This window comes from Dechloromonas denitrificans (assembly GCF_020510665.1).
Taxonomy (GTDB): Bacteria; Pseudomonadota; Gammaproteobacteria; order Burkholderiales; family Rhodocyclaceae; genus Azonexus; species Azonexus denitrificans_B.
The window spans coordinates 3,443,286-3,457,400 of sequence record NZ_CP075187.1; the positions used below are offsets into that span (position 1 = coordinate 3,443,286).

A 14,115-nucleotide genomic window follows, 5' to 3' on the forward strand; every position below is an offset into this window, starting at 1 on the left:
CAAATTTTGCATATAATTTTAATTATTCAATGGATTGGAGCAGCAAGGATCGAATTTGCTGTTCATCGACCGGACGAACCAGACGACCCGTTTCTACCCCCTGCTTGAGCAGCACCAGCGTCGGCCAGAGTTTCACGTGAAACGAGCGCCCCAGACGTCGCCCCGGTCCATCTTCGATTTTCAGATGCCGGATAGCCGGAAAACCGTCCATGACGCCAGCCAGCCAAGGTTGAACGGCGCGGCAGTGACCACACCAGGGCGCACCGAATTCAATCAAAACGGGGCCTTCCAATGCGTCGACCGCAGCACGGGCCGGCTCGATTTCTACGTACTCGCTGTTCATCCCCATGGCTCGCTCCTGATCGAAAGCCGCTCAATTACTGCGAAAGATGATTTCCTTCATGCGCGCCAGCTTGGGGGCGACAACCGGCACGGTCAGCATCGTGCTGGCCACCGCCATCAGCAACAAGGCGGTGAAGGCTTCGCTGGTGATGATCTGCTTGTCGAGCAGGATATTGGCAAAGATGATCATGATCAGCGCCTTGGTTTGCAGCAGCCAACCAATGATGCTGGCTTCGCCGGGTTGCCATTTAAGGATCTTCCCGGCCAGCCGGATACCGAGCAACTTGCCGGCAATCGATGCGCAAAGCAGCAAGGCGGCACCGACGAAAACGGCTTCGCCACCCAGCGCCCAATTGGTTCGCAGCCCGGTACTGAGGAAAAAGACCGGCATGATGACCAGCAAGACGTGATGGCGCATCAAATCCATTTTTTCCTGGTTGAACCATTCCGCCTCGATGATCGCGCCTGCCAGGAAAGCGCCGACCATGAAATGCAGGCCTGCCCAATCTGCCCCGAAGGAGCAAAGTGCCAGCCAGATCAAGGCGACGTACCAGCGGTCGCGTTCGTTGAGGCGCATCATCAACTGACGGAAAGCGTAACCGGCGACGGCAAAGGCGATCAGGAAGGCCAGTTGTTTGCCGACCCGCTCCCAGTCCATCAGGATCAGCGCCAGGACGCCCCAGATGGCGATATCGTCGAGACTGGCATAGCGCAGGATGCGCTGGCCGATCGGCTGACGCAGGACATCGAGCTTCTCCATCAACAGGATCAGGATGGGCAGTGCGGTGACGGCACATGCCATGCCAACACCGAGGATGAATTGCCAGGTCAATGCCTGGGGGCCCATCCAGCCGTCGTCAAGCATCAGGATGGCGGCAGCAAGACAACCGAACAGCAACGGTGTGCCCAACGCCAGCCCCGCCGTGATCGAGCTTTCACGACGATGTGCCCAGGCTTTTTTCAGATCCAGTTCGATGCCGGCAATCATCACGAACAACATGACCGCCCACCAGGCAATGCCGTTCAACGACTGAACGACCGCCGGGGTAAAGACAAAAGCGTAGTAATCGGGAAAAGCGCGGCCAAGAACGCCCGGCCCGAGCAGGATACCGGTCATGATCTGGACAACGACCAATGGGGCGTAATAATCGGTCCGCCCGATACGCCAGATCAGGTAGGGCAGGGTGAAAATGATCGTCATCGCGATCAGGAATATTTCTGTCGTGTTCATTGGAACTTGCGAAGTATCAACAGCGGAAGGCGGATCACGAAACCGATGAACAGGCGGGTATGCATCCAGGTCAGCAGCGTGTTGTCACGCAAATAACGGAAATGCGAAACGCCGCCTTCATCCGCCCTGAAATAGCGTACCGGCGCGTCGATATTGACCGGTCTGACACCCGCCCAGCAGAGCCGGACCACCGCTTCCGGATCGAAATCGAAACGCCGCATGAAACGGTTCGATTGCATGATCCGCTTCAAGGGGGCAATCGGATAAACCCGAAAGCCATACAAGGAGTCGCCAATCCCCATCCACAGCGTTTCCAGGTTGGCCCAGCCATTCGATACCTTGCGGCCATTGACCCGCAAGGCAGGCGCATCGGCATCGAATACCGGCTTGCCAAGCACCATCGCCCCAGGTTGCGCCTGCGAGGCGGCCATGAAATCGGGAATCAGCTGGGCCGGATGCTGGCCATCCGAATCCATGGTCAACGCATGCGTGAACCCAGCTGCCGCGGCTTGTGAAATACCTTCGAGCACAGCCGAGCCTTTGCCGCTGTTTTGCGGCAGGACAACAATGCGCAACGCGGTATCGTGCTCGGCCAGAGCCAATAATTGCTCGGTGCTGCCATCAGTGCTGCCATCGACAATCACCCAGACAGGCGCCCACTGGGCACGGGCGGCCCGCACAGTATCGAGAACCTTGGGACCGGGGTTGTAACTGGGAATGATGACGAGATGCGTCGCGGAAACTTCAGGCATGGAAATCCATCAGGCAACGAATGCTGCGGTCGACAAGCCCTGCGCAGTGATTTTCAATTCACTGCGGAAATAGGCTTCAAGCTCGCGCGTAAATGCTTCGACATTGCCTGGGGCAGAAAAACGACGGCCCAGGCGAATCGTGCAGTGCAGGGGCAAGATCGGTCGGCGAAACAACGGCCAGGCCTTGCCCAGATAAGGGGTGGAGAACTCGATCAGCAAGGTTTGCACCGGAACGGCTGTCCGTCCGGCAATCAGCCCGGTGCTGGGCGTGCAAGGATCAACCGGGAAATCGCTTGTCCGCGTACCTTCCGGGAAAATGACCAGTTGCGCGCCACTGGCAAGCTCTTCCCGGGCATTGAGGATCATTTCGAGCGGCGCATTGTTGCGAATATAGCGTGCCAACCGAGCCGCCGCACCGAACAGGATATTGTCCATCAGCGCAGCTTTCATGACGCACACCGCATTCGGCAGGCGCGACACGATCATCACGGCATCGAGCAGGGAAGGGTGATTGGCCGCAAGAATCAACGGGCCTTCATCGCGCAGTTGATCAAGCTCGGAAAGCTCGAAACGACAGGCGCAGAAAAAGGACAGGATCGACAAATAAACCCGGAAGCCGCCTGAAATCATGAACCGGCCACAAGGCTGGGCAAAGCGGCGCGGCAAGAGCGGGTACAGGATCATGGCAAATGGCAGCCAGCCCAGGCAAATCAGGGCCAGCGCGCCAAGGCCAAGGAACATGGCCAGATATTCGTAGGCAATCCACCACGGCTTGCCTGCCCGACCCTGATCAGTCATTCACCATCACGCGGGTGGAGGACTCGCCGAGAACCCAGGTAATCGCCGCACCTGCCGCAACGTAATCCTTTTGGCGGACCAGCGGGCTGTCTTCAAAAACCGATCCGCCGAGATTGTCGTAACGGACAAAGCCGCCCAGCCAATAGCCAGGAAAGCGCTTCGACAGGGCCAGCAGATACTGCATGCCGGCATAACCTGCCTTGGCTTCGTAGGCAGGCCGACCTGCCGTGGCATAACGTGGATCGACCGAATAATAGTAGGCATGCTGCTTTTGATCACCGAACAGGGGGCCGGCCAGCATGCCCAGGTTCCAGCCCGGCATGCCGGGCAAATCGGTGATGTCCATATTCAGCTTGGGATGGAAAACCCAGCCGATTTCCTTGGGCGAGCCTTCAACGGTAATCGCGGCGCGCAAGGGCATGAGCAGTTTGATGAAGCGGGCCTTGTTGTCCGAACGCCAGAATGTGACATCCATTTCAGGGCCGATTTCAAAGGTTCCCTTCAGATCTGACATGCCGGCCCGCGCCGTAATGTCCTTGCTGCTGACCGGTGGAGAAAGGGCAACACTGAGCGTCAGGTCAAGACGGTCGGAATCGAAGAAACTGCCGCGTATACCGTGACGGTCCGCCTTGAGGAAATCACCGTGATAAGTGAAGTGCGGAACCGGCATCAGGAAATTATTGGTCTGGTCCGAGCCGCGATAAGACGGGAAGCTGAAGGCAGCGACACCCGCGCCAATTTCCCACAGGGGCTTTTCTTCAACGGCCTGCGTGGCGCCGGAAGAGAGGCCAAGACACAAGGCGATCAAACGGATAATCCGGCGGTATTGTGGGCTGGTCATCAACGATTCCCCAGAAAGTGCAAGGCAAAAGCCTCTATTTCAATCAACAGGTCGTGTCGGCAGATATCGGCCTGAACAAAGACAATTTCCACGTCGGCACCCATCAGCGGCAGCAAGATATTGCGAGCCGGCAAAAAGTCGGTGGCATGGCGAATGTAGACACGGAAGGAAAGCTCGGACATGACAAAGGTGTCCGAACAGGCAAGGCGGTTGGCTTCGGCAAGCACCGCTGCAATATTGGCCAGCGATTCCCGACATTGCCCGGCCAAATCGCCCGGATGAACGGTCTGATGGCCTACAATGCTCGCCGTGCCGGAAATGAACAGGACTTCCTGCGCCGGAAGATAGGCCAGTACCGCCCGCGAAAAAGTCGGGCTGCGCGGACCATACTCGCTCGGGTAGTTGTAGGCACTGACCTGGCGTGGATTTTCAACAGGTACAGCCGGGTAAATGCCAGCCATGAAAGCAATGCTCAGGGGCCCCCCCGCGACACCCAGAGCGCATGCTGCCGGCACATTGCCGGTCGCACCCCGGGAAAATTCGAGGAAGCTGTCCTGGCGACCGATATTGAACTGGCGATAACGCTCGAGTCCGGCCGTTTCGGTATTGATATCCGACAGATAGTTCCAGACACGCCAAAGATGTGGCCGTTGCTGCGCATCGAGCAAGGTAAATATCCGGCGGTAAGCTTCGGCACTGGCTTCCTGGAGCGGTGAACTGCCTGCTTGCCCGGCAAAATCAGCTTCATCCAGTTCAATCACGCCGAACAGCAGCGGGCCGGCACAACGCCAGCTTATCCCTTCAAACTCACCGGACTGGCAAACCACATCGCTCAACCAGGCCTCGTCCATCCTCTCGCTGTTACCGCCCAGCAAAGGCGTGACAACCGTCTGGAGCGGCCAGTCCGTTTTTTTGCCGGAACCGGCCGGAAAGCCGATGGCGCTGCCGCCAAGCACATGGTCTGCCCGTTCGGCCAAGGCCGAAGGCAGATCCTGAATAGCGCAGTCGGAAAGAAACGAGAGATTCACTAGATCGAATTGATGGCCGTGTCGTCAACCCGGCGAATATTGAAACGCCTACGTTTCCAGCCTGTGAAAGCCCTTCGCGGCTGGATGATGTTGGCAATGTAATAAAGCACTTTGAACATCCCGATCGAACGCCAGATCGGTGTCTTGCCGAAAATATCCCCGGCCAGCACGGAGAGCAGGGCTTCCTTGACCCGGAAAATATTCTTCGGATACATGAAGAAGTCCCGCATGATCGGGTTGGTGACCCGATAAATGAACCAGGAAAACTCCTTGGGGCCATGCTTCATCAGGGCGTCGAAACGCTTGAGTGCCGCCGCAGCCTCGGCCGGCTTGCGCAGACAGGTATCGATCGCCTCGGCACCGATGACCCCACTGTTCATGGCCAGCAGAACACCGGACGAAAATACCGGATCGATAAAGGCGTAGGCATCGCCCAGCAACAGATAGTTGGCCCCGTGGTTGCGCTCCGAAACGTAAGAAAAGTTACCGGTCGCCTCAACCTGATTGACCAGGGTTGCCATTTTCAGCCGTTCAGCCAGCGCCGGGCACATCTCGATCCCATCGCGCAAAAACTGCTCAATATTCCGTTGACCGCGGGTTTTCATGAAATACGGCCAGGTCACCATCCCGACACTGGTGACATCGCCCTGCATCGGAATGAACCAGAACCAGCCATGTTCAAACCAGAAAATGGTGATATTGCCTTCCGCTTGCCCCTCGTGTCGCTTGGCACCCGAGAAATGGCCGTAGATTGCCGAACTATTGTGTTTCGGATTGCGATGCTTGATCTGGAAACGATTGGCAAGAAATGTGTCGCGGCCGGAAGCATCGACCACGAATCGGGCCTTCCATTCAACCTGGCGACCATCGTCATGCTCGGCCAAAACGTTGGCACCGCTATTGTCCGGCAGAAAATCGACCGCCCTGGCCTTACAGTTCTCATGGACCTCGACGCCTTTTTTCTCGGCGTTGCGGATCAGGATGGTATCGAACTCAGCCCGCTTGACCTGGTAGGCGTAGGGCATCGATTTATCCCAGGCATCGGCAAAGTGAAAACACTGCGACATCTTGTCGTGGCTCGGCGAAACAAACTCGGCGCCCCATTTCTCCATGCCGATCGCCTTGACCTCGTCGGCAATCCCCATTTTTTCGAAAAGCGGCAGATTCGCCGGCAACAGCGATTCACCAATGTGAAAACGTGGATGACGTGCTTTTTCGAGCAAAACGACCTTGTAGCCCTTTTCGGCCAGAATCGGCGCAATGGTCGTACCGGCCGGTCCGCCACCGATGACCAGGACATCGCACGTCTGACTCTCCGCTACCTTGGCTTGTTGTTCCATGATTTACTGCCTATTCGACTCTCTGTGGTGGCGAAGAATTATTTTGTTTTGTAGGTCATGTGGGCGACAGTTTCCGAATGGCCGTCAATTTTTTTGACTTTGTTGCCTGACCAATAAACGTAGTACGGCCCGAAACTCGACCACCAGTAGCGCCAGTAAGGGCCGTCCAGTTTCGGATTTTCATTGGTCTGCGGATAGCCGACAGCCATGATGACCTGCTCCTTGCTCATCCCCTTGGTCAGCTTGCCGGCTTCAATCGCTTTGCGGACGACGGGCGAAAACTTGGCCATCGTCAGTTTTGGATCATTCAACACGACAATTTTGTTGACCCACTGCTCGGTACTTTCCTGCGCCCGTCCATAGTCATGCCCCAAGCGCATGGCTTTGCCATCAACCTCGACATATGCGCGGTAGCCATCGATTTTCTTGACCTTGATGGGGGTTCCGGCCGGGATGAAAGCGAGTTGGGCGAGATTCGAATCACTGATCCAGTCGCCCTCGTAATGCAGGTTGCAGCAGGCGTAACCGCTTCGGGCGTAGGCTTCTTCTTTTTTTGTTTCGGCCACCGGTTTGACCGGATCATCCACCTTGTTCTCAGCGTTTTTGCATGCGCTCAACGCAAGTACCGCGATTACTGCGGTCAACCAGTGAAAAACAGTTGATTTTTTCTGATATTTCATCGTCACCCCCCCCCGGGATTCCAATTATACCGCTGCCTTGACGGCCGGCGGCGTGCAACAGGATGTCCCTTCCTCAGCAACGGGAAGAATCGCTTTCATTGCCTCGCGCCGGGAAATCTTGATCGGCGACATCGAGACGATGTTATCAACCTGCAAATCCGGGCTGAGATAAGGCTTCAAGCCCTGCGGCTGACGAGGATGCAGCTTGAACTCGCGCTTGGCCTTTTCCAGTTGTTCCTTGTTGGCACTGAAATAACGGGCAGCCGCGATGGTTTCCGGCAAATGCTTGAGGATGTGCCAAAGACTCCAGCGATGCGCCCAAAGCCGCTTGGCGAAGCGCCGGCGGTAACCCTTGCTGTCGTAGAAGCGCTTGATATGCCAGTTGTACAGCGCATCCATTTCCTCGCGCGACTTGAAGTCGTGCGGCAGAAAGACGAAATTCAGGCAGTTCATCAGGCGCCAGTCCTCGATGAAATCGCCAGATACCTGACTGGCGCATTCTTCCCAGATCGGCGCGCCGTGCAGCGGGCTGAACTTGGTCATGTTCATCTCGTCGAGTTCGAGCGACAGGATGAAATCGCTGGTCACCTTGACGGTTTCCGGTGTCTCGCCGGGCATGCCGAAAATGAACAAGCCCTTGGCACGCATGCCAGCAGCGTGGATCTGACGCACCGTATCGCGCACCGCCTCCAGCGTGACACCGGCCTTGTGGCGTTCCATCATGCCCGGATCGGCCGATTCAACCCCCATCGAGACCATCAGCACGCCGGCTTTCTTCAACTGGGCGAGCATTTCGTCCGAGGTATGGCCGGTACGGATGGCGCAATTCCACTGTACGCCGAGCGGCTTGTCGATCAGCAACTGGCACAGGTCCATGACGCGCTGCTTCTTGGCCGTGAACAGGTCGTCGTACATGTTGATGTGATAGACCCCGAAGTTGTCCCGCAGGTACTTCATGTGGTCGTAGGTGTATTGCGCCGAGTTGGTCTTGTACAGACGCTCGAACACCGTGCGGTCGCAGAACGAGCAGGTGTAGGGACAACCGCGCGAGGTGATCATCGTCGCGCCGTAACGCTTTTCGTAGGCAAACAGCGGCAGGTGATAGGCATGCGGAAAGCCGGCCAGCTTCTCGTAGGCCGGGAAGGGCAGTTCGTCGAGATCGAGGATGCGGTCGCGGCGCGGGTTGATGTGGATCTTGCCGCTTTCATCACGATAGATCAGGTTGCCGATGTCCTTGAGCGGCTTGCCATCGGCCAGGTCGAGCAGCGCACCTTCGCCCTCGCCGATCACCAGGTAATCTATTTCCGGAAACTCTTCGAGAACCGGGGCACCCAGCGAGGAAACATGCACATTGCCAAATACGATCTTGATTTCCGGGCGACGCTGGCGAATGTAGGTGGCGATTTCAACGGCATCCATGAAACCTGAAGTCGTCGCTGAAAAACCCACCATCTCAGGTTCTGTCGCAAGAACAATCTCGGCATTTTCAGCAATCGTCGGCGGCGCATAAGGGCCGAGGCAGTCATGCAATTGCACGCTATGGTCGAATTTTTCCAGCCAGGAAGCCAGTTGCATGATGCCGATGGGCGGCATTCGATTGGCCAGTACCGAAAAATCAGGTTGTCCCGGTACGAAATTGAACCCGGCAGGGTGAACAAGCGTGATGCGCATAGAATCTTCCTTCGACGAAGTAGCTAATTTTATTAGAAAAATCAGCCTTTTGTGACGAACTAGATATGCAGCAAAAGCGCCAGCGTATCCCAGGCAAATTTAATGATCAGTATTCCAACGACAAACAAAAATACCCGGCGGACAAAGCCGCTGCCATATTTCAGCGCAAGGATGGTTCCAGCAAGCGAACCGCAAACATTGGCCAGTGCCATGAGACCGGCAAGCAAGGGCAGGAAGTAACCGTTCGGCACAAAATAGATGAGGGCAGCCAGGTTGGTTGCCACATTCACGACCTTGGCGCTGGCGGATGCATGCAGAAAATCAAAACCAAAATATCGGACAAACAGGAAAATCAGGAAGCTGCCTGTTCCCGGTCCGAAAAAACCATCATAAAACCCGATCACGCCACCCAACAACAGCGAAAAACAAAACTCGCGATATCCACTGAGCCCCGGTCGGTGCACCTGGCCGAATTCCTTGCGTTTCAGGGTGTAGACCGCAGCAAGGATGAGTAAAAGCAAAATGAGTGGCCGGACGGCATCTTTGGGCAACCAGGCAACAGCAGCAGCACCGAGATAGGACAAAGCGAAGGCAGAGAGCGCGGCAGGCAATATGGTTCGCCATGGCATGCGCACTCTCTGGGCGTAGCGCCAGCTTGCATTTGCCGTTCCGACGACACTGGCGCATTTGTTGGTCCCGAACAAGGTGGCAGGCAACTCGCCAGGCAAGGCGGCGAATAGGGCTGACATGCCAATTTCAAACAATTCCATCATTGATCATCCTGACTATCTGCTGGCTTGATATTCATGTCATCATTTCGTTCTGGAAATCTGGAAATCGAAAAATGGATTTTTTTACGATCGGCATGCTGGTTGCCGCTTTGGGTCTTGGCTTGATCCTGCTTTTGCGCGGCAAGAAAGACAGTGGGCACACTGAGCCAAAAATCTCACCTGTCAGCCAGAAAACCGGTCGCAAGGATCGGGCACAACAAGCGCTCAACCTGGATCAGGAAACACGTTTCATCGAAACACCGAGGCGCAAGTCTTATCGTTTGCTGAATGAAAGCGAGCAGGAACTCTACCATCGCTTGCGCGAGGCCATGCCCAACATGACCATTTTCAGCCAGGTCGGTGTTGCCCAGCTAGCGCTGCTGCGTGGCCGGAAGGAAGCTCAGCGGCTGAGCGGCATGGCAGGTCGTGGTGTCGATTTCATCGTTTGCGGGGCTGATTTCTCGATTATCGCCGCCATCGAAATTTCCTGGCCCACCGCTGACGAGAGCGGCCAGATGGCTGAAGAAGAGAAGCGCGATGCCCTGCAAAGCCTGGGTATCCCGCTCATCGTCTTCCGCCCGAATAATCTGCCGGACGCCGACACGCTGAGTCGTGCAATCGCCGATGCCATCATTCGCCGCAATCGTCTCGAAGCCGAGCGCGAATAAGCGGATTATTTTCCGATGCAAAAACGGCTGAAAATGACCCCCAACAGGTCATCAGCCGTGAATTCACCGGTGATTTCACCGAGCGATTGCTGCGCCAGACGCAGTTCTTCGGCAAACAGTTCGAGAGCCGGCAAATATCCTTCGACAACATGGCGCGCTGCCGCAATGTGCTCCTGGGCCGAAGCCAGCGCCCGCAAATGCCGTTCACGAGCAATGAATACATCTTCAGCTTGATGCCAGCCTGCAATACGCAACAATTCCTGACGCAATAGCTCGATGCCGTCGCCAGAACGAGCCGAAAGGGAAATCGCTGTCGTGTCGGGTTCATCGTGGCGTTCAGCCAGAGCGCCGGACAAATCAATCTTGTTGTAGACCGTAACCCGCTTCAATCTTTCCGGCAGACGGGCCAGGATTTCACGGTCGGCATCGGTCACACCACTGCGGGCATCGACCAGCAGCAACACCACATCGGAACGCTCGATTTCACGCCAGCTCCGTTCAATGCCAATTTTTTCGACTTCGTCATCGGTTTCACGCAGCCCGGCAGTATCGATGATGTGAAGCGGAATTCCTTCAATCTGGATGGTCGACCGCAGCGCATCGCGGGTTGTCCCTGCAATCGGCGTGACAATGGCCAGATCATCACCGGCCAGACGATTGAGCAGCGACGATTTGCCGACGTTAGGCTGTCCGGCCAGTACAACGTGCAACCCGGATTGCAACAACTTGCCCTGCCCGGCCCGATCGAAAATTTCAGCCAGTTTCAGTTGCAAGCGCTCAAGCCGGCCAAAAGCATCGGCCGCCTTGAGAAAGTCAATATCCTCTTCCGGAAAGTCGAGTGTTGCTTCAACCAGCATGCGCAGGTTGATCAATTCATCGGTCAGGCCGTGAATCGCCTTGGAAAATTCACCCTGCAAGGAACGCACGGCAGAGCGCGCGGCACTGCTTGTTGCGGCATCGATCAGATCGGCAACGGCTTCTGCCTGGGCAAGATCCAGTTTTCCATTCAGGAAAGCACGTCGGCTGAATTCACCGGGCTCGGCCAGGCGTGCTCCCAGATCGAGACAACGGGCAAGCAGCATCTGCATGACCACCGGACCGCCGTGTCCCTGCAGTTCGAGCACATCTTCACCGGTAAAAGAAGCAGGATTCGGGAAATAGAGAAGCAGGCCACTGTCGATGGTGCTGCCATCAGCTGCTTTGAAATCGGCCAGCGTGGCATAGCGCGGCCTGGGTTCTTTTGCCGTCAGCGCAAAAGCAAAGGGCAGCAAATCGCTGCCCGAAATGCGGATGACGCCAACACCGCCACGACCGGGGGCCGTGGCGATGGCAGCGATTGTGTCCGACTTCACACTTTATGCCTTGGCGTCGTTGGCAGCCTTGCCACCCGCTTCAAGCATGCGGGTGATCTGCCACTGCTGGGCAATAGAGAGTACGTTGTTCACCACCCAGTAAAGCACCAGACCGGCCGGGAACCAGAAGAACATGACACCAAAGATCAGCGGCATGGCCATCATCACCTTGGCCTGAATCGGATCCGGCGGCGTCGGGTTGAGCTTGGTCTGCAGGAACATCGAAGCCATCATGATGACCGGCAGGATGTAGTAGGGATCCGGCGAAGCCAGATCCTTGATCCACAGGATCCACGGTGCATCGCGCATTTCAACCGCACCCAGCAGCACCCAGTAAAGGGCGATGAAAACCGGAATCTGAACCATGATCGGCAGGCAGCCGCCGAGCGGATTAACCTTTTCGGTCTGATACAGCTTCATCATTTCCTGATTCAGGCGCTGCTTGTCATCAGCAAACCGTTCTTTCAGTTGCATCAGACGTGGCGTCAGCAACTTCATCTTGCCCATCGACTTGTAGGAAGCGGCGGACAGCGGGAAGAAAATGGCCTTGATGATGATGGTCAGCAGGACAATCGCCCAACCCCAGTTACCGACCAGCTTGTGGATTGCTTCCAGTGCCCAGAAAATCGGAGCAGCAACAACGGTCAACCAACCGTAATCAACCACCAGATCAAGTCCGGTAGCGATTTGCTTGAGCGCAGATTGTTCCTGCGGGCCAGCAAACAACGTGACCGAGGTTTCCCCCTTGGCGCCCGGCGCAATCTCGGCAACCGGAACAATCACACCTGCCTGGAAGACATTGCTACCTTCAAGCTTGCGCATGTAGAACTCGCGCGCCGTCTTGTCCTTCGGTACCCAGGCAGCAACGAAGTAATGCTGAACGATGGCCAGCCAGCCGTTATCAGCCGTCTTGGCGAATTTTGCCTTGTCCTTGCCAATATCTTCGAAGGTGACTTTTTGATACTTTTCACCGTCGGTATAGATAGCCGGACCGGTAAAAGTGGAAACCATCTTGGTTTCACCTGCAGGCACGACATCGTCACGTTGCAACTGGTAATAAGCATGTGGCGCAAAAGGCTTGTCGCTACCGTTGGTAATTTCCCAGGCAACATCAACCGCATAGGAACCACGCTTGAAAGTCAGGGTTTTGGCGACCTTGATGCCGTCAGTTGTCTCTGCTTCCAGACGCACCTTCAGTTCATCGGAACCCTCAGCCAAGCTGCTTGGCCCCGCAACGCGCTTGAAGACAGAGCGATGAGACGGCAGGCCATCGGTTAGACCACTCTGGGCAGCATACTTGTGCGTGGCTTCGAAGAGCTGGAAGTTTTTTTCCTTGTCTTCATGTGCTTTGTACTTGAGCAGTTCAAGGTTAACCAGATCACCGCCTTGGGCAGAAATGGTTGCCTTAACCAGATCGGTGCTGACCGTAAAGGTTTCAGCAGCAGAAACGCTTGGTGCAACAACCGGCGCGGCGCCGGAAGCAGTACCAGCCTGCAGATTTGCCGAAGGCTTCGGTGCGGCACCAGCGACAGTAGCTACACCAGCTTCAGCCGGCGGCTTGGGCTGGTTGTACTTCTGCCAGTTTTCCCACAGCATGAAGCTGGAGAAAGTGAAGATCAAAACCAGAATCAGGCGTCGAGTGTCCATGAACTGCCTACGTAATCAAGCATTCTCAAATCAGGGTACCGGATCGTACCCACCGGGATGCCAGGGATGACAGCGGCAGATGCGCTTCGCACCCAGCCAGCCACCCTTGATGGCACCGTGTTTCTGTACTGCTTCCACCGTATATTCCGAACAAGTCGGGAAATAGCGGCAGCTTCGTCCTAAAAAAGGACTTATTGCATATTGATAGACTCGGACCAGCCCTATCAACAGGTATTTCATCGTGCATCCTGCTTTGGCCGTGGCCGCCGCAGTTTATCCAGCAGGACGAGAAAATCGCCAGCCAATTGCTTGCCATCCAGTAAGCCAGGCTTTACAGCTAGGCGAACAACTAGATCACAGGCCGGCAGACTCGATTTTTGAACGCGAAACTGCTCCCGAATGATACGTTTGACTTTGTTACGGTCAACAGCACGTTTTAGGAGTTTTTTGCCAACGACAACACCAAGCCTGGCTTCCGTAAATTCGGCAGCTCTGGGTTGGTAGTGCAACATCAGCAGTTGTCCGCGAATCGCCCTCCTGAAACCAAAAACGGATGAGAACTCATCCGTTTTTGTCAGGCGATAGCGTCTGGCGAAGGTTTGTTCCACCTCGCCGAACGTCCGGTTTATACGGCCAGACGTGTGCGACCTTTGGCGCGGCGAGCAGCAATAACTGCACGACCACCCTTGGTGCGCATACGAACCAGGAAGCCATGGGTGCGCTTGCGGCGCACGACCGACGGTTGATACGTGCGTTTCATGTTGGTAATCCCTTGATGTGCTAAGAAAAACACGTGATTACACCGTGCTTTAGGGTGCTCTGTCAAGTTCAATTATTTGTCAACGCTGTGGATAACATTGTGGATGAGGGGTAGAATAAGCGCCCTGAAGGCGGCCAGTGAGCCGCCAATTTTGTTATATATTTACCAATTAAATCAATTAGTTAATACTGCAATTTTTCATTTAATGATTGTGCAGTAAGGAGTGTTGTTGGCA

Annotated in this window: 16 protein-coding genes; 1 reads left to right on the forward strand and 15 read right to left on the reverse strand. The window is 55.7% G+C overall.

Features of this window, described 5'->3' with window-relative positions; translation table 11 throughout:
* Nucleotides 1–22: 22 nt before the first annotated feature.
* Genes KI614_RS16275 through KI614_RS16320 form a run of 10 tightly spaced genes read right to left on the reverse strand, consistent with a single transcriptional unit; the run spans nt 23 to nt 9,432 of the window.
* Nucleotides 23–349: a thioredoxin family protein gene (locus tag KI614_RS16275; protein WP_226406983.1), complete on the reverse strand. Its 327-nt coding sequence runs from the start codon at nt 347–349 to the stop codon at nt 23–25.
* A 24-nt stretch (nt 350–373) separates the two neighbouring features.
* A complete protein-coding gene (locus KI614_RS16280) occupies nt 374–1,573 on the reverse strand; it encodes a cation:proton antiporter (RefSeq protein ID WP_226406984.1) in 1,200 nt (399 codons plus the stop codon).
* On the reverse strand, nt 1,570–2,325 hold the full coding sequence (locus KI614_RS16285; RefSeq protein ID WP_226406986.1) for a glycosyltransferase family 2 protein: 756 nt from the start codon (nt 2,323–2,325) through the stop codon (nt 1,570–1,572). Before KI614_RS16285 ends, KI614_RS16280 begins: the two co-directional genes overlap by 4 nt.
* 9 nt (nt 2,326–2,334) lie before the next feature.
* The gene (locus tag KI614_RS16290) at nt 2,335–3,123 is read right to left on the reverse strand and encodes a lysophospholipid acyltransferase family protein (protein ID WP_226406988.1); all 789 of its coding nucleotides are present in this window, start codon (nt 3,121–3,123) and stop codon (nt 2,335–2,337) included.
* Nucleotides 3,116–3,964: a MipA/OmpV family protein gene (locus tag KI614_RS16295; RefSeq protein WP_226406990.1), complete on the reverse strand. Its 849-nt coding sequence runs from the start codon at nt 3,962–3,964 to the stop codon at nt 3,116–3,118. Before KI614_RS16295 ends, KI614_RS16290 begins: the two co-directional genes overlap by 8 nt.
* Nucleotides 3,964–4,992, reverse strand: coding sequence for a hypothetical protein (locus KI614_RS16300; protein ID WP_226406992.1), 1,029 nt, complete (start codon nt 4,990–4,992; stop codon nt 3,964–3,966). Before KI614_RS16300 ends, KI614_RS16295 begins: the two co-directional genes overlap by 1 nt.
* On the reverse strand, nt 4,992–6,332 hold the full coding sequence (locus KI614_RS16305) for an NAD(P)/FAD-dependent oxidoreductase (protein ID WP_226406994.1): 1,341 nt from the start codon (nt 6,330–6,332) through the stop codon (nt 4,992–4,994). The genes KI614_RS16300 and KI614_RS16305 overlap by 1 nt, the downstream gene beginning before the upstream one ends.
* Before the next feature lie 38 nt (nt 6,333–6,370).
* Complete coding sequence (locus tag KI614_RS16310; protein WP_226406996.1) at nt 6,371–7,012, reverse strand: hypothetical protein; 642 nt, start codon at nt 7,010–7,012, stop codon at nt 6,371–6,373.
* A gap of 24 nt (nt 7,013–7,036) precedes the next feature.
* Nucleotides 7,037–8,683 carry a B12-binding domain-containing radical SAM protein gene (locus KI614_RS16315; protein WP_226406998.1) on the reverse strand — a complete coding sequence of 549 codons (1,647 nt, stop codon included), beginning with the start codon at nt 8,681–8,683 and terminating at the stop codon, nt 7,037–7,039.
* Nucleotides 8,684–8,742: 59 nt separating this feature from the next.
* Nucleotides 8,743–9,432, reverse strand: coding sequence for a sulfite exporter TauE/SafE family protein (locus KI614_RS16320; protein WP_226407000.1), 690 nt, complete (start codon nt 9,430–9,432; stop codon nt 8,743–8,745).
* Nucleotides 9,433–9,527: 95 nt separating this feature from the next.
* On the opposite strand from KI614_RS16320, the gene KI614_RS16325 reads away from it, so the two are divergent.
* A complete protein-coding gene (locus tag KI614_RS16325) occupies nt 9,528–10,121 on the forward strand; it encodes a DUF2726 domain-containing protein (RefSeq protein ID WP_226407002.1) in 594 nt (197 codons plus the stop codon).
* A gap of 5 nt (nt 10,122–10,126) precedes the next feature.
* On the opposite strand, the gene mnmE is transcribed toward KI614_RS16325, so the two are convergent.
* Genes mnmE through rpmH form a run of 5 tightly spaced genes read right to left on the reverse strand, consistent with a single transcriptional unit; the run spans nt 10,127 to nt 13,880 of the window.
* Nucleotides 10,127–11,473, reverse strand: a complete 1,347-nt coding sequence (gene mnmE / locus KI614_RS16330) for a tRNA uridine-5-carboxymethylaminomethyl(34) synthesis GTPase MnmE (protein ID WP_226407004.1) — start codon at nt 11,471–11,473, stop codon at nt 10,127–10,129.
* A 3-nt stretch (nt 11,474–11,476) separates the two neighbouring features.
* Complete coding sequence (gene yidC, locus KI614_RS16335; RefSeq protein ID WP_226407006.1) at nt 11,477–13,120, reverse strand: membrane protein insertase YidC; 1,644 nt, start codon at nt 13,118–13,120, stop codon at nt 11,477–11,479.
* 30 nt (nt 13,121–13,150) lie between these two features.
* Entirely contained in the window at nt 13,151–13,360 is a 210-nt protein-coding gene (gene yidD, locus KI614_RS16340; RefSeq protein WP_203468078.1) for a membrane protein insertion efficiency factor YidD, read from the reverse strand.
* Nucleotides 13,357–13,728, reverse strand: coding sequence for a ribonuclease P protein component (gene rnpA, locus KI614_RS16345; RefSeq protein ID WP_226407008.1), 372 nt, complete (start codon nt 13,726–13,728; stop codon nt 13,357–13,359). Before rnpA ends, yidD begins: the two co-directional genes overlap by 4 nt.
* A 17-nt stretch (nt 13,729–13,745) precedes the next feature.
* Complete coding sequence (rpmH, locus tag KI614_RS16350; protein WP_011289924.1) at nt 13,746–13,880, reverse strand: 50S ribosomal protein L34; 135 nt, start codon at nt 13,878–13,880, stop codon at nt 13,746–13,748.
* Nucleotides 13,881–14,115 lie beyond the last annotated feature (235 nt).